The 21,565-nt window shown below is 61.5% G+C and carries 18 protein-coding genes; 16 read left to right on the top strand and 2 right to left on the bottom strand.

Going from position 1 to position 21,565, the window contains the following annotated elements; translation table 11 throughout:
* Positions 1–46: 46 nt before the first annotated feature.
* The 16 genes from rseP to ispD all read left to right on the top strand — a co-directional run bounded on the left by rseP (position 47) and on the right by ispD (position 20,024).
* Entirely contained in the window at positions 47–1,399 is a 1,353-nt protein-coding gene (rseP, locus tag JWV26_RS02175; RefSeq protein WP_093050518.1) for a sigma E protease regulator RseP, read from the top strand.
* An 85-nt stretch (positions 1,400–1,484) separates the two neighbouring features.
* On the top strand, positions 1,485–3,845 hold the full coding sequence (gene bamA / locus JWV26_RS02170; RefSeq protein ID WP_093050521.1) for an outer membrane protein assembly factor BamA: 2,361 nt from the start codon (positions 1,485–1,487) through the stop codon (positions 3,843–3,845).
* A gap of 44 nt (positions 3,846–3,889) precedes the next feature.
* Positions 3,890–4,393, top strand: coding sequence for an OmpH/Skp family outer membrane protein (locus JWV26_RS02165; protein ID WP_013716416.1), 504 nt, complete (start codon positions 3,890–3,892; stop codon positions 4,391–4,393).
* A 2-nt stretch (positions 4,394–4,395) separates the two neighbouring features.
* On the top strand, positions 4,396–5,451 hold the full coding sequence (lpxD, locus tag JWV26_RS02160) for a UDP-3-O-(3-hydroxymyristoyl)glucosamine N-acyltransferase (protein WP_093050524.1): 1,056 nt from the start codon (positions 4,396–4,398) through the stop codon (positions 5,449–5,451).
* 47 nt (positions 5,452–5,498) lie between these two features.
* Positions 5,499–5,939, top strand: coding sequence for a 3-hydroxyacyl-ACP dehydratase FabZ (gene fabZ / locus JWV26_RS02155; protein ID WP_003244215.1), 441 nt, complete (start codon positions 5,499–5,501; stop codon positions 5,937–5,939).
* On the top strand, positions 5,936–6,712 hold the full coding sequence (lpxA, locus tag JWV26_RS02150) for an acyl-ACP--UDP-N-acetylglucosamine O-acyltransferase (protein WP_017674780.1): 777 nt from the start codon (positions 5,936–5,938) through the stop codon (positions 6,710–6,712). Before fabZ ends, lpxA begins: the two co-directional genes overlap by 4 nt.
* A 5-nt stretch (positions 6,713–6,717) precedes the next feature.
* Positions 6,718–7,851, top strand: a complete 1,134-nt coding sequence (gene lpxB / locus JWV26_RS02145; protein WP_093050527.1) for a lipid-A-disaccharide synthase — start codon at positions 6,718–6,720, stop codon at positions 7,849–7,851.
* Entirely contained in the window at positions 7,851–8,477 is a 627-nt protein-coding gene (gene rnhB, locus JWV26_RS02140; RefSeq protein ID WP_206418272.1) for a ribonuclease HII, read from the top strand. Before lpxB ends, rnhB begins: the two co-directional genes overlap by 1 nt.
* 71 nt (positions 8,478–8,548) lie before the next feature.
* Complete coding sequence (dnaE, locus tag JWV26_RS02135; protein WP_093050533.1) at positions 8,549–12,079, top strand: DNA polymerase III subunit alpha; 3,531 nt, start codon at positions 8,549–8,551, stop codon at positions 12,077–12,079.
* A 138-nt stretch (positions 12,080–12,217) separates the two neighbouring features.
* On the top strand, positions 12,218–13,168 hold the full coding sequence (locus JWV26_RS02130) for an acetyl-CoA carboxylase carboxyltransferase subunit alpha (RefSeq protein ID WP_017674776.1): 951 nt from the start codon (positions 12,218–12,220) through the stop codon (positions 13,166–13,168).
* A 139-nt stretch (positions 13,169–13,307) separates the two neighbouring features.
* Positions 13,308–14,630, top strand: coding sequence for a tRNA lysidine(34) synthetase TilS (tilS, locus tag JWV26_RS02125; protein ID WP_093050536.1), 1,323 nt, complete (start codon positions 13,308–13,310; stop codon positions 14,628–14,630).
* Positions 14,631–14,781: 151 nt separating this feature from the next.
* The gene (locus JWV26_RS02120; RefSeq protein ID WP_072425446.1) at positions 14,782–16,413 is read left to right on the top strand and encodes a CTP synthase; all 1,632 of its coding nucleotides are present in this window, start codon (positions 14,782–14,784) and stop codon (positions 16,411–16,413) included.
* Between the two features lie 3 nt (positions 16,414–16,416).
* The gene (gene kdsA / locus JWV26_RS02115; protein ID WP_072425445.1) at positions 16,417–17,262 is read left to right on the top strand and encodes a 3-deoxy-8-phosphooctulonate synthase; all 846 of its coding nucleotides are present in this window, start codon (positions 16,417–16,419) and stop codon (positions 17,260–17,262) included.
* Between the two features lie 147 nt (positions 17,263–17,409).
* Positions 17,410–18,699 carry a phosphopyruvate hydratase gene (gene eno, locus JWV26_RS02110; RefSeq protein WP_206418271.1) on the top strand — a complete coding sequence of 430 codons (1,290 nt, stop codon included), beginning with the start codon at positions 17,410–17,412 and terminating at the stop codon, positions 18,697–18,699.
* Positions 18,700–19,050: 351 nt separating this feature from the next.
* The gene (locus JWV26_RS02105; RefSeq protein ID WP_074918152.1) at positions 19,051–19,329 is read left to right on the top strand and encodes a septum formation initiator family protein; all 279 of its coding nucleotides are present in this window, start codon (positions 19,051–19,053) and stop codon (positions 19,327–19,329) included.
* Entirely contained in the window at positions 19,326–20,024 is a 699-nt protein-coding gene (gene ispD / locus JWV26_RS02100) for a 2-C-methyl-D-erythritol 4-phosphate cytidylyltransferase (RefSeq protein ID WP_074918150.1), read from the top strand. Before JWV26_RS02105 ends, ispD begins: the two co-directional genes overlap by 4 nt.
* A 15-nt stretch (positions 20,025–20,039) precedes the next feature.
* On the opposite strand, the gene JWV26_RS02095 is transcribed toward ispD, so the two are convergent.
* Together JWV26_RS02095 and JWV26_RS02090 are read right to left on the bottom strand one after the other, a co-directional pair.
* Positions 20,040–20,363, bottom strand: a complete 324-nt coding sequence (locus JWV26_RS02095; protein WP_017674769.1) for an HPF/RaiA family ribosome-associated protein — start codon at positions 20,361–20,363, stop codon at positions 20,040–20,042.
* Positions 20,364–20,505: 142 nt separating this feature from the next.
* Positions 20,506–21,402, bottom strand: coding sequence for a LysR substrate-binding domain-containing protein (locus JWV26_RS02090; RefSeq protein WP_206418270.1), 897 nt, complete (start codon positions 21,400–21,402; stop codon positions 20,506–20,508).
* Positions 21,403–21,565 lie beyond the last annotated feature (163 nt).

The following is a 21,565-nucleotide window of genomic DNA, read 5'->3' as shown; positions in this document are numbered from 1 at the left end:
TGGTGTGTGCTGGAACTTGAGCGGCTCGTAGAGCTGGAGAAGTGAAATGAGTGGGTTGTACATGCTGGTTGGCACCCTGATCGCACTGGGTGTCCTGGTGACCTTTCACGAGTACGGGCACTTCTGGGTAGCCCGGCGCTGCGGCGTCAAGGTGCTGCGCTTCTCCGTTGGCTTCGGCACACCGCTGCTGCGCTGGCATGACCGCCAGGGCACCGAATTCGTGGTTGCAGCCATTCCTCTGGGCGGCTACGTCAAGATGCTCGATGAGCGCGAGGGCGATGTGCCCCCCGAGCTCGTCGAGCAGTCCTTCAATCGCAAGAGCGTGCGCCAGCGCATCGCCATCGTGGCTGCGGGCCCGCTGGCCAATTTCCTGCTGGCGCTGCTGTTCTTCTGGTTCGTCGCCATGCTCGGCAGTCAGCAGGTGCGCCCGGTTATCGGCGCGGTGCAGCCGGACAGTCTGGCGCAAGTGGCCGGGCTGCGTGCGGGGCAAGAGATCGTTGCGGTAAACGGCGAGGCCACCAGTGGTTGGGCGGCGGTCAATCTGCAGCTGGTGAGGCGTCTGGGCGAGAGCGGTACGCTCGATCTGCGCGTGCTGGAGCCTGGCTCCACCGTCGAAACGCCAAAACAGGTGCAGTTGGACAACTGGCTGCGCGGCGTCGACGAGCCGGACCCGATTGGTTCGCTGGGCATTCGTCCATGGCGTCCGGTGCTGGAGCCGGTTCTGGCTGAAGTCGATTCCAAGGGGCCTGCCCACGCCGCAGGGCTGCAGGCAGGGGACAGGTTGCTGGCCCTCGATGGCGAGCCCCTGGTCGACTGGCAGGATCTGGTCGATCGCGTCCGGGCATTGCCGGGCGAGGCGGTCACGTTGCGCTTCGAACGCGCCGGGCAAACGCAGGATGTGCAGCTGACTCTGGCATCGCGCGGTGAAGGAGAGGCCCGCAGTGGCTACCTGGGCGCCGGCGTGCAGGACGTCGAATGGCCGCCGGAGATGCTCCGCGAGGTGCGCTACGGTCCGCTCGATGGCGTTGTCGAAGGCATGCGTCAAACCTGGTCCATGAGCCTGCTGACCCTCGATTCGCTGAAGAAAATGCTGTTCGGGGAGCTCTCGGTAAAAAACTTGAGTGGGCCGATAACCATTGCTAAAGTGGCGGGCGCTTCAGCTGAGTCAGGGCTGGGGGATTTCCTGAAATTCCTTGCATATCTGAGTATTAGCTTGGGGGTTCTCAATCTGCTGCCCATTCCCGTACTGGATGGTGGGCATCTGCTGTTTTATCTGGTCGAGTGGGTGCGTGGTCGCCCCTTGTCTGAGCGGGTTCAGGGTTGGGGGATGCAGATCGGCATCAGTCTGGTCATCGGGGTCATGTTGCTTGCCCTGGTCAACGACCTCAGCCGCCTGTGAGCATTGCTGAATACGTTCTTGAGATTTAAAAGAAGTGTCGCTTAAGCGGCAGTTTTTATCGTCAGTTGGAATAAGAAAGGACTTCATGAAACGTCTGCTGCTACCTGCGGTACTGTCCGCATTGATGATCGCCGAAGTTCACGCCGAGTCCTTCACCATCTCCGATATACGCGTCAATGGCCTGCAGCGGGTTTCCGCTGGCAGCGTATTCGGCGCGCTGCCGCTCAACGTGGGCGAGCAGGTAGATGATCGCCAACTGGTCGATGCCACCCGCTCCCTGTTCCGTACCGGCTTCTTCCAGGATATCCAGCTCGGTCGCGATGGTGACGTGCTGGTGGTTACCGTGGTCGAGCGTCCCTCCATCTCTGGTATCGAGATCGAAGGCAACAAGGCCATCACTACAGAAGACCTGCTCAAGGGCCTGAATCAGTCCGGTCTGGCCGAGGGCGAAATCTTCCAGCGCGCCACCCTGGAAGGCGTGCGTAACGAGCTGCAGCGCCAGTATGTCGCTCAGGGTCGCTATTCGGCCGAGATCGAAGCCGAAGTCATTCCGCAGCCGCGTAACCGCGTGGCGCTGAAGATCACCATCAACGAAGGCACCGTTGCTGCCATCTCCCACATCAACGTGGTCGGCAACACCGTGTTCTCCGATGAAGATCTGGTCGATCTGTTCGAGCTGAAGACCACCAACTGGCTGTCCTTCTTCAAGAACGACGACAAGTATGCCCGCGAGAAACTGTCCGGTGACCTCGAGCGCCTGCGCTCCTACTACCTGGACCGCGGCTACATCAATATGGATATCAGCTCCACCCAGGTATCCATCACCCCGGACAAGAAGCACGTCTACATCACCGTCAACGTCGAAGAGGGCGAGAAGTACAGCGTCCGTGACGTGAAGCTTTCCGGTGACCTCAAGGTGCCGGAAGAAGACGTGCGTGCACTGCTGCTGGTCAAGGAAGGGCAGGTCTTCTCGCGCAAGATCATGACCACCACCAGTGAGCTGATCACCCGCCGCCTCGGTAACGAAGGCTATACCTTCGCCAACGTCAATGGCGTGCCGGAAGCGCACGACGAGGACAACACCGTTTCGATCACCTTCTTCGTCGATCCGGGCAAGCGCGCTTACGTCAATCGCATCAACTTCCGCGGCAACACCAAGTCCGAGGACGAGGTGCTGCGTCGCGAAATGCGTCAGATGGAAGGTGGCTGGGCCTCGACCTACCTGATCGACCAGTCCAAGGTGCGTCTGGAGCGTCTGGGCTTCTTCAAGGAGGTCAACGTCGAAACCCCGCAGGTACCGGGTACCGACGACCAGATCGACGTCAACTACAGCGTCGAAGAGCAGCCGTCCGGCTCCATCACCGCCAGCGTCGGTTTTGCTCAGAACGCCGGTCTGATCCTCGGTGGCTCGATCAGCCAGAACAACTTCCTGGGTACCGGTAACCGCGTCAGCATCGGCCTGACCCGCAGCGAATACCAGACCCGATACAGCTTCGGCTTCGTTGACCCCTACTGGACCGTCGACGGTGTCAGCCTGGGTTACAACGCCTTCTACCGCACCACCGACTACGATGAGCTCGATGTCGACGTATCCAGCTATTCGGTCGACAGCCTGGGTGCAGGTGTCAATATCGGCTACCCGATCAGCGAAACCGCGCGTCTGACCTACGGTCTGACCGTGCAGCAGGACACCATCGATACCGGTCGTTATACCGTCGACGAGATCTTCGATTTCATCGACTCTGAGGGCGATAACTACCTGAACTTCAAGGGGTCCATCGGCTGGTCCGAGTCGACCCTGAACCGTGGTGTACTGGCCAACCGTGGTCATTCGCAGAGCCTGGTGCTGGAAACCACGCTGCCAGGTAGCGATCTGTCGTTCTACAAGCTCGACTACCGTGGTCAGGTCTTCACCCCGATCAGCGACAACTACACCCTGCGTTTCCATACCCAGCTGGGTTATGGCGACAGCTACGGTTCCACGGCTGAGCTGCCGTTCTACGAGCACTACTACGCGGGTGGCTTCAACTCGGTACGTGGTTTCGAAGACAGCAGCCTTGGGCCGCGCAGTACGCCGAGTAGCGGTGCCAAACCGGGCACCCTGCGCGACCCGGACCAGGACCCGCTGCCGTTCGGTGGTAACGTACTGGTGCAGGGCGGTGTCGAGATGCTCTTCCCGCTGCCGTTCGTCAAGGATCAGCGCTCGCTGCGTACCGCATTGTTCTGGGACGTGGGTAATGTCTTCGATACCAACTGCAGCTCCAGCCAGAAGAGGCTGAGCGACAGCTGCAATATCGACTTCAGCAGCATGGCCAGCTCCGTGGGTGTCGGCCTGACCTGGATCACCGCACTGGGCCCGCTGAGCTTCAGTCTGGCCATGCCGATCAAGAAGCCGGATGATGCCGATACCCAGGTATTCCAGTTCTCCCTGGGTCAAACCTTCTAAGTTCGTTTCACAGAAAGCCAACAGTTTTGTTGCAGGAGTGCATTGTGCGTAAGTTGACTCAACTGGTTCTGTTCACCGCCGCCCTGATCGCCACTCCGGCGTTCGCCGAGATGAAGGTGGCCGTGCTGAACTATCAGATGGCGCTGCTCGAGTCGGACGCAGCCAAGCGCTACGCCGTCGATGCCGAGAAGAAGTTCGGCCCGCAGCTGAACAAGCTCAAGACCCTGGAAAGCGACGCCAAGCGTATCCAGGATCGCATGGTCAAGGACGGCGAGAAGATGCAGCAGGCCGAGCGCGAGCGCCTCGAGCTCGAATTCAAGCAGAAGGCTCGTGACTTCCAGTTCCAGTCCAAGGAGCTGAACGAAGCCAAGGCAATCGCTGACCGCGAGATGCTGGCCAAGCTGAAGCCGAATCTGGACAAGGCTGTCGAAGAAGTGATCAAGAACGGTAACTTCGACCTGGTACTCGAGCGCGGTGCGGTGATCGATGTCAAACCTCAATACGACATCACTCGCCAGGTCATCGAGCGCATGAATCAGATGCGTTAAGCATGACTGCGACATTTACCCTCGGCCAGCTGGCCGAGCGCCTGGGCGCCACCTTGCGTGGCGCCGAAGCTAAGGTCATCACGGGCCTGGCCACCTTACAGGAGGCCGGGCCCGAACAATTGAGCTTCCTGGCCAATGCCCAGTACCGCAAGTTTCTGGCGCAGACTCAGGCCGGTGCCGTGTTGCTCACCGCAGCCGATGCTGAAGGCTATGCTGGCGATGCCTTGATCGTTGCCAATCCTTATCTGGCCTATGCCCAGCTTTCGCATGTGTTCGACCGCAAGCCCAAGGCGGCTCCCGGCATTCACGCCACTGCGCAGGTTGCAGGTGATGCTCAGGTCGATCCGAGCGCCAGTATCGGCGCCTTTGCGGTCATCGAAAGCGGTGCTCGCGTCGGTGCTGATGTGAGCATCGGTGCGCATTGCGTGGTCGGTGCGCGTAGCGTGATCGGTGAGGGTGGTTGGCTGGCTCCGCGCGTGACGCTGTACCACGATGTGCAGATCGGCAAGCGTGTAGTGATCCAGTCCGGCGCGGTGATCGGTGGCGAAGGCTTCGGATTCGCCAACGAAAAGGGCGTCTGGCAGAAGATCGCACAGATCGGTGGGGTGACCATCGGTGATGACGTCGAGATCGGCGCCAACACCACGGTGGATCGCGGTGCGCTGTCCGATACCTTGATCGGTAATGGCGTGAAGCTGGATAACCAGATCATGATCGCGCACAACGTGCAGATCGGTGACAACACGGCCATGGCGGGCTGCTGCGGCATTTCCGGCAGCACCAAGATCGGCAAGAACTGCATGATCGCCGGCGGTGTGGGCATGGTTGGCCATATCGAGGTGTGCGACAACGTGTTTGTCACCGGTATGACCATGGTGACTCGCTCGATCACCGAGCCGGGCGCCTATTCTTCAGGCACTGCCATGCAACCGGCGGGCGAGTGGAAGAAGAGTGCAGCCCGTATTCGTCAGTTGGACGATATGGCCAAGCGACTGCGTGAGCTGGAAAAACAGCTGGCCGCCGTGACCCAGACGGCAAACGTCTCATCTGATGCCTGAGCACGGTGTGACCGTGCTCTTTTCTTTTCTTACAGGCTTAATCGGACATGATGGACATCAACGAAATTCGTGAATATTTGCCGCACCGCTATCCGTTCCTGCTGGTGGACCGCGTGGTGGACCTGGACGTCGAAGGCAAGCAGATTCGCGCCTATAAGAATGTCAGCATCAATGAGCCGTTCTTCAACGGTCATTTCCCCGAGCATCCAATCATGCCCGGCGTTCTGATCATCGAGGCCATGGCCCAGGCTGCCGGTATCCTCGGCTTCAAGATGATGGGCGTGAAGCCGGCCGATGGCACCCTGTATTACTTCGTCGGCTCCGACAAACTGCGTTTCCGTTCGCCGGTGCTGCCGGGTGATCAGCTTACGCTGGAAGCCAAATACCTGAGCGATCGTCGCAGCATCTGGAAATTCGAGTGCCGCGCCACCGTCGATGGCAAGGAAGTCTGCTCCGCTGAAATCATCTGTGCGGAACGCAAGCTATGAGTTTGATTGACCCCCGCGCGATCATCGATCCCAGTGCCAGATTGGCCGACGACGTCGTCGTTGGCCCGTGGAGCATTGTCGGGGCCGATGTGGAAATCGGCGAGGGTACAGTCATCGGCCCGCACGTCGTGCTCAAGGGGCCGACCGTGATCGGCAAGCACAACCGCATCTACCAGTTTTCTTCGGTCGGTGAAGACACCCCAGACCTGAAATACAAGGGCGAGGCGACGCGCCTGGTGATCGGTGATCACAATACGATTCGTGAGGGTGTCACCATTCACCGTGGCACCGTGCAGGATCGTAGCGAAACCACCATTGGCGATCACAACCTGATCATGGCCTATGCCCATATCGGCCATGACAGTGTGATCGGCAATCATTGCATCCTGGTCAACAACACGGCCCTGGCTGGGCATGTCTGGGTCGATGACTGGGCGATTCTGTCCGGCTATACCCTGGTGCATCAGTTCTGCCGCATTGGCGCGCACAGCTTCTCGGGCATGGGCACTGCGATTGGCAAGGATGTTCCGGCTTTCGTTACTGTGTTCGGCAACCCGGCCGAAGCGCGCAGCATGAACTTCGAGGGCATGCGCCGGCGTGGTTTCTCTGCCGAGGCCATCGCCGCCCTGCGCAAGGGCTACAAGCTGGTTTATCGCCAGGGACTGACCGTCGAGCAGGCTCTGGCCGAACTGGCCGAGTCCGCTGCTCAGTTCCCGGAAGTGGCGATTTTCCGTGATTCGATTCAGGCCTCCACGCGCGGCATCACGCGCTGATACCTATGAGCAGACCTATTCGCGTCGCACTGGTCGCCGGTGAGGCGTCCGGTGACATCCTCGGTTCCGGCCTGATGCAGGCCATCAAGCAGCGCCATCCGGATGCCGAGTTCATCGGTGTTGGCGGCGCGCGCATGGAAGCCGAAGGCCTTAAATCCTATTTCCCGATGGAGCGCTTGGCCGTGATGGGCCTGGTCGAGGTACTAGGCCGTCTGTTCGAGTTACTGGGGCGCCGTCGGCAACTGGCTCGCGATCTGATCGCCGCGCAACCTGATGTTTTTATCGGTATCGATGCGCCCGATTTCAACCTGGGCCTGGAGCTCAAGCTGCGCCGTGCCGGTATCAAGACCGTGCACTACGTCAGCCCCTCGGTCTGGGCCTGGCGGCAGAAGCGCGTGCTGAAGATTCGTGAAGCCTGCGACCTGATGCTGACCCTGTTCCCGTTCGAGGCGCAGTTCTACGACGAGCATCAGGTGCCGGTGCGCTTCGTTGGTCATCCGCTGGCCGATGCGATTCCGCAGCAGGCTGATCGTGCTGCTGCGCGCGAGGTGCTGGATCTGCCGCAGGACGAGCCGGTAGTGGCCCTGATGCCCGGCAGTCGTGGCGGTGAAGTTGCGCGTCTCGGTGAGCTGTTTCTCGATGCGGCGATTCGACTGCGCGCACTGCGCCCAGGTATTCATTTCCTGCTGCCTTGCGCCACGCCCGAGCGTCGCGAGCAGCTGGAGCAGATGTTGGCCGGGCGTGATTTGCCGCTGACGCTGCTCAATGGCCGCTCCCACGAGGCGCTGGCTGCCTGCGATGCGGTGTTGATCGCTTCGGGTACTGCGACCCTGGAAGCGCTGCTGTACAAGCGGCCTATGGTGGTGGCGTACCGCGTAGCGCCGCTGACCTATCGCATCCTCAAACGCCTGGTGAAGAGCCCCTATATCTCGTTGCCTAATCTGCTGGCCGAGCGTCTGCTGGTGCCTGAGCTGATTCAGGATGCAGCGACTCCCGAGGCTCTGGCCCAGGCCGTTGCGCCGTTGATCGACGGTGGGCAAGTGCAGACCGAGGGCTTCGACGTGATTCACCGTGCGCTGCGCCGCGATGCCTCGGTGTCGGCGGCCGATGCGGTGCTCAAGCTGGCAGGGCGTGGCTGATGCAGCTGGGTCTCGATTTTACCCTGGTCGAAGAACTGGTCGCCGGTGTCGACGAAGTCGGCCGTGGCCCGCTCTGCGGTGCCGTGGTCACGGCTGCGGTGATCCTCGATCCGGCGCGGCCGATTCTCGGCCTGAACGACTCGAAGAAACTCTCCGAGGTGCGCCGTGAAGTGCTGTTCGACGAGATTCGCGAGAAGGCTCTGGCCTGGTGCATTGCCCGCGCCGAGGTGGAGGAGATCGACCGCCTGAATATCCTGCATGCCACCATGCTGGCCATGCAGCGGGCTGTCGAAGGGCTTCACGTGACACCGAGACTGGCATTGATCGACGGCAATCGCTGTCCAAAGCTGGCGGTGCCGAGTGCGCCGGTGGTCAAGGGCGATAGCCGGGTGCCGGCAATAGCCGCGGCTTCGATCTTGGCCAAGGTCAGTCGCGACCGCGAGATGCTCGAGATGGATCGTCTCTATCCCGGTTACGGCATCGCCGGCCACAAGGGCTACCCCACGCCCGTTCACCTGGAAGCCTTGCAGCGCCTGGGGCCGACGCCTATTCATCGGCGTTCCTTCGCACCGGTGCGCGCGTTGCTCGAGCCTGTAGCTATCGATTGTATCGCCGCTACAGTCTGAACCTCTGGCCCTCAGCCAGACCCGCTTAGGCTACAATCCGCGCTTTGTCGTTTTCACCTGCAAGGCCGCCCATGACCCAAGCTTTCGTCCACCTGCGTCTGCACACCGAATACTCCCTGGTCGATGGCCTGGTGCGGGTCAAACCGCTGATCAAGGCCGTGGCCGGGGCCGGCATGCCGGCGGTTGCGGTCACCGACATGAGCAACATGTGCTCACTGGTGAAGTTCTACAAGGCGGCCATGGGCGCCGGGGTCAAGCCGATCTGCGGCGCCGATATCTGGATGGCCAGCGCCGAGGAAGACGGCCCGCTGACGCGCCTGACCCTGCTGGCGATGAACGCCAAGGGCTACCGCAACCTCACCGAACTGATCTCCCGTGGCTGGGCCGAAGGGCAGAGCAACGACCTGGTGATCATCCAGCGCGACTGGGTCAAGGACGCCGCCGAGGGCCTCATCGCGCTATCCGGCGCGCGTGAAGGCGAAGTCGGCCAGGCGCTGCTGACCGGTGATGAAGCGTTGGCCGAAATGCGCCTGCGTGAATGGATGGCAGTGTTCCCGGATCGCTTCTATCTGGAGGTGCAGCGCACCAGCCGTGTTGGCGATGAGGAATATCTGCACGCCGCCGTGGCCCTGGCCGATCGCGTCGAGGCGCCGCTGGTGGCAACCAACGACGTGCGCTTCATCAAGCAGGGCGATTTCGAGGCGCACGAAACTCGCGTCTGCATCGGTGAAGGTCGTACCCTGGACGACCCGCGCCGGCCGCGGCATTACTCCGATCAGCAGTATCTGAAAAGCGCCGAGGAAATGTGGGAGCTGTTCTCCGACCTGCCCGAGGCACTGGAGAACACCGTCGAGATCGCCAAGCGCTGCAACATCGACGTGCAACTCGGCAAATACTTTCTGCCGGATTTTCCCACGCCCAATGGCATGGGCATCGACGACTACCTGCGCCACGCCTCCTTCGAGGGCCTGGAAGAGCGTCTCGAAGTGCTGCTGCCCAAGGATACGCCGGATTACGAGGCCAAGAAGCAGGTCTACATCGACCGCCTCAACTTCGAACTCGACATCATCATCCAGATGGGTTTCCCCGGTTACTTCCTGATCGTGATGGACTTCATCCAGTGGGCCAAGAGCAACGGCGTGCCGGTCGGCCCGGGCCGTGGTTCGGGTGCCGGTTCGCTGGTGGCCTACGTGCTGAAGATCACCGACCTCGATCCGCTGGCCTATGACTTGCTGTTCGAACGATTCCTCAACCCCGAGCGGGTGTCCATGCCCGACTTCGACGTCGACTTCTGCATGGACGGCCGCGACCGTGTGATCGACTACGTGGCCGAGAAATACGGGCGCAACGCGGTGAGCCAGATCATCACCTTCGGCTCGATGGCGGCCAAGGCGGTGGTGCGCGACGTCGCCCGGGCGCAGGGTAAGTCCTACGGTCTGGCCGACCGTCTGTCGAAGATGATCCCCTTCGAAGTGGGCATGACCCTGGAGAAGGCCTACGAGATGGAGGAGCCGCTACGCGAGTTCCTCAAGAACGACGAGGAAGCCCAGGAAATCTGGGACATGTCCCTCAAACTCGAAGGGGTGGTGCGCGGTACCGGCAAGCACGCTGGTGGTGTGGTGATCGCGCCGACCAAGCTCACCGACTTCTCGCCGATCGCCTGTGACGAGGAGGGTGGCGGCCTGGTGACCCAGTTCGACAAGGACGACGTCGAGCAGGCCGGGCTGGTCAAGTTCGACTTCCTCGGCCTGCGCACCCTGACCATCATCAAGTGGGCGTTGGAAACCGTCCACCGCATCCAGAAGCGCGATGGCGCCTCGGATGAGGACCTGGTCAACATCGACTTCATCCCGCTGGATGACAAGAAAACCTACGACATGCTGCAGAAGGCGGAGACCACCGCGGTCTTCCAGCTTGAATCGCGCGGCATGAAGGAGCTGATCAAGAAGCTCAAGCCCGACTGCCTGGAAGACATGATCGCCCTGGTGGCGCTGTTCCGCCCGGGCCCGCTGCAGTCCGGCATGGTGGACGACTTCATCAATCGTAAGCACGGCCGCGCCGAGTTGTCCTACCCGCACCCGGATTATCAGTACGCCGGCCTCGAGCCGGTGCTCAAGCCCACCTACGGCATCATCCTGTATCAGGAGCAGGTGATGCAGATCGCCCAGGTCATGGGTGGCTACACCCTGGGACAGGCGGACATGCTGCGTCGTGCCATGGGCAAGAAGAAGCCCGAGGAGATGGCCAAGCAGCGCGGCGGCTTCATCGAAGGTTGTGCCAGCAATGGCATCGACGCCAATCTAGCGGGTAACATCTTCGATCTGGTGGAAAAGTTCGCCGGTTACGGTTTCAACAAGTCGCACTCGGCCGCTTACGGTCTGGTCTCCTACCAGACCGCCTGGCTCAAGGCGCATTACCCGGCGCCGTTCATGGCCGCCGTGCTGTCGGCGGATATGCACAACACCGACAAGGTGGTGATCCTGGTGGAAGAGTGCCGCAACATGAAGTTGCGCATCGAACCGCCAGACGTGAACGTCTCCGAGTTCAAGTTCACCGTCAACGACGACGGCCGTATCGTCTATGGCCTGGGTGCGGTCAAGGGCGTGGGCGAGGGCCCGGTCGAGGCCATCGTTGAATGCCGCGCCGAAGGTGGGCCGTTCAAGGATCTGTTCGACTTCTGCAACCGTGTCGACCTCAAGCGCATCAACAAGCGCACCCTTGAAGCCTTGATCCGCAGCGGCGCGCTGGATCGTCTCGGCCCGTACTATCAGGACGAGCTCAAAGCCTACCAGGCCAGTGTCGACAAGAACCGCGCCGTGCTGCTGGCGTCCATGGAAGAGGCCGTGCAGTCCGCCGAGCAGACTGCGCGCAGCGCCGAGAGCGGCCACATGGACCTGTTCGGCGGCCTGTTCGCCGAGCCCGAGGCCGACGTCTATGCCAACCACCGCAAGGCCCGCGAGCTGCCGATCAAAGAGCGTCTGAAAGGCGAGAAGGACACCCTGGGTATCTACCTGTCCGGTCACCCCATCGACGAGTACGAAGGCGAGATTCGCCGTTTCGCCCGCCAGCGCATTGTTGAGCTCAAGCCGGCGCGGGACACCCAGACCATCGCCGGGATGATCGTCAACCTACGGGTGATGAAGAACAAGAAGGGCGACAAGATGGGCTTCATCACCCTCGACGACCGCTCCGGACGCATTGAGGCGTCCTTGTTCGCCGATGCCTTCGCTAGCAACCAGGCGCTGCTGCAGAACGATGCGTTGGTGGTGGTCGAGGGCGAAGTCAGCAACGACGACTTCTCCGGTGGTCTGCGTCTGCGCGCCAAGCGCGTGATGAGCCTGGAAGAGGCGCGTACCGGCCTGGCCGACAGCCTGCGGGTGAAGGTCGCCAGCGAAGCGCTCAAGGGGGATCGCCTCCGTTGGCTGGCCGAGTTGTGCAGCAAGCACAAGGGCGCTTGCCCGGTGACCGTCGACTACAGTGGCGAGGAGGCACGCGCCTTGCTTCAATTCGGCGAGGCCTGGCGAATCGACCCGGCCGACACTTTGATTCAGGCATTGCGTGACCAGTTCGGGCGCGACAACGTCTTTTTGCACTACCGCTGATGCAAGAGGGGAAAAATACCCCTTTGTGTTGGCATCGACACCTGCGGGTGTCGACCCGCTGCGTCCTATCCCTTAAGGTAGGGCGCCTAATGGATACAGCTCCCCGGCCACTTGGCCGTCGACGCAAGACGGATGACTATGAACCCGAATTTCCTCGATTTCGAACAGCCGATCGCCGACCTGCAAGCCAAGATCGAAGAGCTACGCCTGGTTGGTAACGACAACTCGCTGAATATCGGCGATGAGATTGCCCGCCTGCAGGACAAGAGCAGCACCCTGACCGAAAGCATCTTCGGCAACCTGACCAGCTGGCAGATCGCTCAGTTGGCTCGCCATCCGCGCCGCCCGTATACCCTGGATTACATCCAGCACATCTTTACCGAGTTCGACGAGCTGCATGGTGATCGTCACTTCTCCGACGACGCCGCCATCGTCGGTGGCATTGCCCGTCTGGGCGACCAGCCGGTGATGATCATCGGCCACCAGAAGGGCCGTGAGGTGCGCGAGAAGGTGCGCCGCAACTTTGGCATGCCGCGTCCGGAAGGTTACCGCAAGGCCTGCCGCCTGATGGAAATGGCCGAACGCTTCAAGATGCCGATTCTCACCTTCATCGACACGCCCGGTGCCTACCCGGGTATCGATGCCGAGGAGCGCGGCCAGAGCGAGGCCATCGCCTGGAACCTGCGTGTGATGGCGCGCCTGAAGACGCCGATCATCGCCACGGTGATCGGTGAAGGTGGTTCCGGCGGTGCGCTGGCCATCGGTGTCTGCGACCAGTTGAACATGCTGCAGTACTCCACCTACTCGGTGATCTCGCCGGAAGGTTGCGCCTCGATCCTCTGGCGCACCGCCGAGAAAGCGCCGGATGCCGCCGAGGCCATGGGCATCACCGCCGAGCGCCTGAAGGATCTGGGTATCGTCGATCAGGTCATCGCCGAGCCACTGGGCGGCGCGCACCGCGACCCGGCGGCGGCTTCCGAGTCGATCCGCCAGGAGCTGACCAAGCAACTGGCCAGCCTGCAGAAGCATGACACCGAGACGCTGCTCAAGCGTCGTTATGACCGTCTGATGAGCTACGGCATCGCCTGAGTTTCTCAACGGCTGTTGTAGGGTGCGCTGTGCGCACCAATGGCTGTAGCGCCGGTATCTTGGTGCGCATGGCGCACCCTACGATATCTATCGCACACCACCACGGGCCTTCGGGCCCGTTGTTGTTTAAGCTTGAATGATGACTGCTCTCGAACTTCGCCTGCGCCAGGCTCTGCAACCTTGGCGTACGGCCCCTGCCTGGCGTATTGCCTTCTCCGGTGGCCTGGATTCCAGCGTGCTGCTGCATCTGCTCGCCGACTGGGCGCGGCACGAGGAACTGCCGCCGCTGTACGCCATTCATGTCCATCATGGACTGCAGCCGGCCGGCGACGCCTGGCCGGAACATTGCGCACGTGTCTGCGAGCAGTTGGGCATTGCTCTCGAAGTCGTCAGGGTTCGGGTCACGCCAGGTGCCAGCCTTGAACAGGCTGCACGAAGCGCGCGTTACCAGGCTTTCTGCGAGCGGTTGAAACCGGGCGAAGTGTTGCTAAGTGGCCAGCATCGCAACGATCAAGCCGAAACTCTGCTATTTCGTCTGTTGCGCGGTGCCGGCGTACGCGGGCTGGCGGCGATGCCGGCCAGTCGGTCGTTGGGGCAGGGCGGTCTGTTTCGGCCGTTGCTCGACAGCTCTCGAGCTGAGTTGCGTGAATATGCGCAGAGTCATGGCCTTACCTGGATCGAGGACCCGAGCAATGCCGACGAGCGTTTCAGTCGCAATTTCCTACGCAGACAGGTGATGCCGCTGCTGGCCGAACGCTGGCCGCAGTTCACGGCAAATATCGCGCGTAGCGCCAGGCACCTGGGTGAAACTCAGCAATTGCTGGATGAGTTGGCTGCGATGGACCTGGCGGCTACCCATGGCGTTTCGGCATGCCCCTGGCTGACTCTACCGTCTCTGGAATTGTCGGCAGTGAGCGCGCTGAGCGATGCGCGTCAGCGTAATCTGCTGCGCCACTGGTTGGCGCCACTGACGCGCCTGCCCGATAGCGATCACTGGGCCGGCTGGTGTGACCTGCGTGATGCCGCCACGGATGCGGCACCGATCTGGAAACTGACCGATGGCGAGTTGCACCGTGCCGATGGTCGGCTTTGGTGGCTCAGTGGTGAGTGGCTGCGGCCGCTGGATCCACTCGATCTGGCCTGCGACTCGTTTTCCGAATCGGTCGAACTTCCCGACAATGGTCATGTGCATCTACAGGGCGAGTTGCCGCAAGGTCGCTGGCATTTGCGTTACCGCCAGGGCGGTGAGTCGCTGCTACTGCCGGGGCGTGGCAGGCGTGATCTCAAGCGTCTGCTCAACGAGCTGCGCGTGCCGGCATTCGTGCGTCCACGGCTGCCGCTGCTGTTCGCTGGTGATGAGCTGATGGCGGTGGCGAACCTGTCGCAGTCGTCAGAAATCCAGGCCGGCGGGGTGCGTCTGCACTGGTCGCCGCCTATCGGCGCGCAAGGTTTGAGCTGGTAAGGCCTTTCGGGTAGACTACGCTCCCGTCTTACTACAGCTTTTGCCGACTCCCTCAGGGAGCTTGGCGAGCTTGCCATTGTTCGTACTGATGGCGCTCCTTCGCTTTCCCCGGCGGCACTGACCGCTTAAACGCAGACTTCTAGGGTTTTTCATGACGCGCTACATCTTCGTCACGGGTGGTGTTGTTTCTTCATTGGGGAAAGGCATCGCCTCGGCTTCACTGGCGGCCATCCTGGAGGCGCGGGGCCTGAAGGTCACCATGCTCAAGCTGGACCCTTACATCAACGTCGATCCGGGCACCATGAGCCCGTTCCAGCACGGTGAGGTGTTCGTCACTCACGACGGCGCCGAGACCGACCTCGACCTGGGTCACTACGAGCGGTTCATCCGCACCACGATGACCAAGAGCAACAACTTCACCACCGGTCGGGTGTACGAAGACGTGCTGCGCAAGGAGCGCCGTGGTGACTACCTGGGCGCGACCATCCAGGTCATTCCGCACATCACCGACGAGATCAAGCGTCGCATCATCAAGGGCGCCGGCGATGCCGACGTGGCCCTGGTGGAAATCGGCGGTACCGTCGGCGACATCGAGTCGCAGCCGTTCCTCGAAGCCATTCGTCAGCTGCGTGTGGAAGTGGGCGCCAAGCGCGCCATGCTGATGCACCTGACCCTGGTGCCGTATATCGCCACCGCCGGCGAGACCAAAACCAAGCCTACCCAGCATTCGGTCAAGGAGCTGCGCTCCATCGGCCTGCAGCCGGACGTGCTGGTGTGCCGTTCCGACCACCCGATCGATGTGTCCTCGCGGCGCAAGATCGCCCTGTTCACCAACGTCGAAGAGCGTGCGGTGATCAGCCTGGAAGACGTCGACACCATCTACAAGATTCCGGGCGTGCTCCATGCCCAGGGCCTGGACGACTTCGTCGTCGAGCGCTTCGGCCTGGAATGCGGCGGTGCCGACCTGTCCGAGTGGGATCGCGTGGTCGATGCCAAGCTCAACCCGGAAAAAGAAGTCACCATCGCCATGGTCGGCAAGTACATGGAATTGCTCGATGCGTACAAGTCGCTGATCGAGGCGATGAGCCACGCCGGCATCCAGAACCGTACCAAGGTCAACCTGCGTTATATCGATTCCGAAGACATCGAGAATCAGGGCACCGCGCTGCTTGAAGGTGTCGATGCCATCCTGGTGCCGGGCGGCTTCGGTCTGCGTGGCGTGGAAGGCAAGATCAAGACCGTGCAGTACGCCCGTGAGAACAAGATTCCTTACCTGGGTATCTGCCTCGGCATGCAGGTGGCAGTGATCGAGTACGCCCGTAACGTCGTGGGCTGGACCGACGCCAACTCTTCCGAATTCGACATGGCCAGCACGCATCCGGTGGTCGGCCTGATCACCGAATGGCAGGACGCGACCGGTGCGACCGAGCAGCGTAGCGAAAGCTCCGACCTCGGCGGCACCATGCGCCTGGGTGCTCAGGACTGCCAGCTGCAGGCTGGCTCTCTGGTGCATGACTGCTACGGCAAGGACGTGATCGTCGAGCGTCACCGTCATCGCTACGAAGTGAACAACAACCTGCTGCCGCAGCTGACCGAGGCTGGCCTGAAGGTCACTGGTCGTTCCGGCGATGGCGCGCTGGTCGAAGTGGTCGAGGCGCCGAACCATCCCTGGTTCGTCGCGTGCCAGTTCCACCCGGAATTCACCTCCACGCCGCGTGACGGTCACCCGCTGTTCAGCGGTTTCGTCAACGCTGCCCTGGCACAGAAAGCGAAGAAGGTCTGATCCATGGCACAGAAGATCATCAAGGTTCGCGGCATTGAGATCGCCAACGACAAGCCGTTCGTGCTGTTCGGTGGCATCAACGTGCTCGAGTCGCGTGACCTGGCCATGCAGGCCTGCGAAGAGTACGTACGGGTGACCGAGAAGCTCGGCATCCCCTACGTGTTCAAGGCCAGTTTCGACAAGGCCAACCGTTCCTCCATCACCTCCTTCCGTGGCCCGGGCCTGGAGGAGGGCATGAAGATCTTCGAGGAAGTGAAGAAGACCTTCGGTGTGCCGGTGATCACCGACGTTCACGAACCGCACCAGGCGGCTGCAGTGGCCGAGGTGTGCGACATCATCCAGCTGCCGGCCTTCCTGTCGCGGCAGACCGACCTGGTGGTGGCCATGGCCAAGACCGGTGCGGTGATCAACATCAAGAAGGCACAGTTCCTCGCCCCGCAGGAAATGAAGCACATCCTGGCCAAGTGCGAAGAGGCCGGTAATGATCAGTTGATCCTCTGCGAGCGTGGTTCCTCCTTCGGTTACAACAACCTGGTGGTGGACATGCTCGGCTTCGGCATCATGAAGCAGTTCGAGTATCCGGTGTTCTTCGATGTGACCCACGCCCTGCAGATGCCGGGTGGTCGCGCCGACTCTGCTGGCGGTCGCCGCGCCCAGGTTACCGATCTGGCCAAGGCCGGCATGAGCCAGGGCCTGGCAGGCCTGTTCCTCGAGGCCCATCCGGATCCGGAAAACGCCAAGTGCGACGGTCCATGCGCCCTGCGCCTGAACAAGCTGGAGCCGTTCCTCACTCAGCTCAAGCAGCTGGATGACCTGATCAAGAGTTTTCCGCCAATCGAGACTGCCTGAGCCGGTCGTAATCCGGTAAAGTGCCGCCCGAGAAAAATCCCCCTGACCCGTGAGTCAGAGTGAGCCGTCGATCTGCCCTCCGGCAGCGGCGGCCCAGTGCAGCCTGCTGCTGCCGTCTTATCGTCAACCTTTGGAGCGTTATCAAGAATGGCAAAGATCGTCGACATCAAGGGTCGTGAGGTTCTCGACTCCCGCGGCAACCCCACCGTGGAAGCGGATGTAATTCTGGAAGGCGGTATCGTCGGCAGCGCGTGCGCTCCGTCCGGCGCTTCCACCGGCTCGCGCGAAGCGCTGGAGCTGCGTGACGGCGACAAGAGCCGTTACCTGGGCAAGGGCGTGCTGAAAGCCGTCGCCAACATCAACGGCCCGATCCGTGACCTGCTGCTGGGCAAGGACGCGACCGATCAGCAGGCGCTGGACCGCGCGATGATCGAGCTCGACGGTACCGAGAACAAGGCCAAACTGGGCGCCAACGCCATCCTCGCCGTGTCCCTGGCTGCCGCCAAGGCCGCTGCCCAGGCCAAGGGTGTGCCGCTGTATGCGCACATCGCTGATCTGAACGGCACCCCGGGCGTCTACTCCATGCCGGTGCCGATGATGAACATCATCAATGGCGGCGAGCATGCCGACAACAACGTCGACATCCAGGAATTCATGGTGCAGCCGGTTGGCGCATCGAGCTTTGCCGAGGCGCTGCGTATGGGCGCCGAGATCTTCCATCACCTCAAAGCCGTGCTCAAAGCCCGTGGCCTGAACACCGCTGTGGGTGACGAAGGCGGCTTCGCGCCGAACCTGGCCTCCAACGAAGACGCTCTGGCCGCCATCGCTGAAGCCGTTGCCAACGCCGGCTACAAGCTGGGTGACGACGTGACCCTGGCGCTGGACTGCGCATCGAGCGAGTTTTACAAGAATGGTGAATACGACCTGGCCGGCGAAGGCAAGGTATTCAGCGGTGAAGGTTTCGCCGACTACCTGGCGGGCCTGACTGAGCGTTATCCGATCATCTCCATCGAAGACGGCATGGACGAGTCCGACTGGGCCAGCTGGAAAGTCCTGACCGACAAGATCGGTGCCAAGGTACAGCTGGTTGGCGACGACCTGTTCGTCACCAACACCAAGATCCTCAAGCGCGGCATCGACGAAAAGATCGGCAACTCGATCCTGATCAAGTTCAACCAGATCGGCTCGCTGACCGAGACCCTGGAAGCCATCCAGATGGCCAAGGCTGCTGGCTTCACCGCCGTGATCTCGCACCGCAGTGGCGAAACCGAAGACAGCACCATCGCCGACCTGGCCGTGGGTACTGCCGCCGGTCAGATCAAGACCGGTTCGCTGTGCCGTTCCGACCGCGTTTCCAAATACAACCAGTTGCTGCGTATCGAAGAGCAGCTCGGCGCCAAGGCACCATACAAGGGCCGTGCCGAGTTCCGCGGCTGATCACGATCTGCTGCGCGTCGGACCTACTGCGTTAAAAACAGGCTCGGAATGCTCATTTACTTCAGTAAACTGCGCTTCCTCGCCTGTTTGATTCGCTGGCGCTCACCCTTCGGGCCAGCCTTCGGCTGTTACTCCCGTTGGTCGTTGCGCCTTGTAGGTCTCTAGCTCGCGAGATCGTTTTAGTCTGAAGATGGGCGACGCAAGTCGCCCTTTTTCGTGGACGCTTCGTCGATCCTTGGGAACCAATGCACGGATGCAGGTACCGAAACCCCATGTCACTCATCAGACGGCTTCTTTTCAAGCATGAACGCAGCCCCTACCATGCCGATGACTCAATCTGCGAGCCGCTCCATGCGTAGTCCGTATTGGCTGTTTATCGTGCTGATCCTGTTGCTGGTCGGTCTGCAGTATCGACTGTGGATTGGCGACGGCAGCCTGGCTGCTGCAAGCCGTCTGCAACAGCAGATCGCCGAACAGCAGGGCGAGAACGAGCGGTTGCTGGAGCGCAACCGTATCCTCGAGGCCGAGGTGATGGAGCTCAAGCGCGGCATGGAAACCGTGGAAGAGCGGGCGCGTCAGGAGTTGGGCATGCTCAAAGAGGGTGAAACCCTCTATCTGCTGACCGAATGATCACGAAGTTCTGGCTGGTGATCCCGGCCGCCGGCGTCGGCGCGCGGATGGCCGCCGACCGACCCAAGCAGTACCTGCAGATCGCCGGCCGCTGCATTCTCGAACATACTCTGCATTGTTTTCTCGACCATCCCGGCCTGTTGGGCGCGGTGGTATGCGTTGCCGTGGATGACCCGTTCTGGCCGCAGCTGCCACTGGCGCGTGATCCGCGTATCCGCCGTGCACCTGGCGGGCGTGAGCGCGCCGACTCGGTGCTGGCCGGGCTGGAGTCGTTACTGGCCGGTGGTGCCGATAGAGATGACTGGGTGCTGGTGCACGACGCCGCGCGTCCCAACCTCACCCCTGAGGATCTGGATCGCCTGCTGGACAGTCTGACTGATGATCCGGTCGGCGGCCTGCTGGCGGTGCCGGTGCGCGATACGCTCAAGCGTATCGGGCGCGATGGTCGAGTGTTGGAGACCGTGGATCGTAGCGTGATCTGGCAGGCCTACACACCGCAGATGTTCCGCCTGGGGGCGTTACGCGAGGCACTGGCGCAAGCGCTGGAAGAAGGTGTGGCAGTGACCGATGAAGCCTCGGCCATGGAGTGGGCAGGGCAGTCGCCCCGGCTCATCGAAGGCCGGGCGGATAACCTCAAGGTCACCCGCCCGGAAGATTTGCATTATCTACAGTCCATATGGCCGCAAGACCGTTGAACTAGAACTGTCGCATCAGTGTGTCCAGCGTTTGGCATCTTTGCCCAGGTTGCGATCCAGCGCGTTGGTCAGCTTGTTCATGGCGCCGTCGATCGCCTGCTGCAGTTCGCTGGCATCGTGGGAGACCGTCAGTGGATCGCGTCCCTTCATCCGCGCCTCGACCTTGCAGCGCTTGTCCTGTGGGCCACTCTTGAGCGCGTTCTCGTCGGAGAGATGAATTTCGATCCGGGTGAGGTGGTCCTCGTAGCGCTGGAGCTTGTCCCGGATGCGACTGCGAATGTCATCCTTGAAGTCCATCGAGGAGGTGACGTGCTTACCACTGTTGACCAGAACCTGCATAACCATGTCCTCATGTAACTGAGTTCGTGAGGCCCCGTTTGGCGGGGTGCATGGATTGTGACGCGGTCGCCTCGCTCAAGTTTCGCCCCAGCTTGTGACATTCCATGACCGTTCAGCTGGGTGACAAGGTTGTTGCAGAATCTCAGGAGTGATCGAGGTATTCGGCGCGTTGGCCAAGCCCCTGGCGCAGCGAGTCGATCAACTGACGTACCTTGGGCGAAAGGTGACGTTGCTGCGGGTAAAGCGCCCAAACTGCGGTGTTGGGTGGGCGATGCTGCTCCAGCAGAGAGATCAGCCTTCCGCTGCGCAGGTGTTCCAATACGTAATAGTCCGGTAGCTGGCACAGCCCAAAACCGCGCAGCGCTGCGTCGAGCACGGCCTGGCCGCTATTGCAACGCCAGTTACCCTGTATGCGCACCTGGGTTTCGCGACCGTTCTCGGCAAAGCTCCAGTGGTCGCTGCTACCCACCAGGCAATTGTGTCGGGCTAGCTCGGATAGCGAGTGCGGGCGCCCGTAGCGTTGCAGATAGTCGGGAGCAGCGCACAGATACATTTCTCGAGGCGCGAGACGCATGGCCATCAGGCGCGAGTCCTGCAGGCGCCCCAGGCGGATGGCCAGGTCCAGTCCTTCGTGCAGCATGTCGAGCTGACGGTTGGACAGTTCGATCTCCACGCGCAGCTGCGGATGCTGCGCCATGAAGTCGTTGACCAGTGGCACGATGAAGCGTTCGCCGTAAGCCACTGCACAGGTCATGCGCAACAGTCCCTTGGGTTCCGCACCGAGGTCGCCGACCGCGCGCAGCGCTTCTTCGCGGGCATCCTGCAGGCGCTGGCAGTGTTGCAGGAACAGCTGGCCGGCCTCGGTCAGAGCCACACGCCGAGTGCTGCGATAAAACAGGCGGCTCTGCAGGCGTTCCTCCAGACGTGCCACTTGGCGGCTGACCTGCGACGTAGACAATCCCAGGCGCTCGGCCGCGGCACTGAACTGCCCGCATTCGGCCACGGCGACGAATTCGTCGAGTCCTTCCCAGCGATTCATCGATGCTTCTTCTCCTGTGCTCCCGATTGCATCCGGCTACACCCGTAGGAGCCCGCTTGCGGGCGATGTAATGAGGCTCAATATTATCCCTGTACGGCAATAATGTTTTGCTCTGCTGCTGATTATCACGTATTGGACATGAACTAGACTGCCGACCACTGTC

The organism is Ectopseudomonas toyotomiensis (assembly GCF_017167985.1).
Taxonomy (GTDB): Bacteria; Pseudomonadota; Gammaproteobacteria; order Pseudomonadales; family Pseudomonadaceae; genus Aquipseudomonas; species Aquipseudomonas toyotomiensis.
The sequence above is the reverse complement of the archived record's forward strand: the minus strand, read 5'-3'. Positions and strand labels throughout refer to the sequence as shown.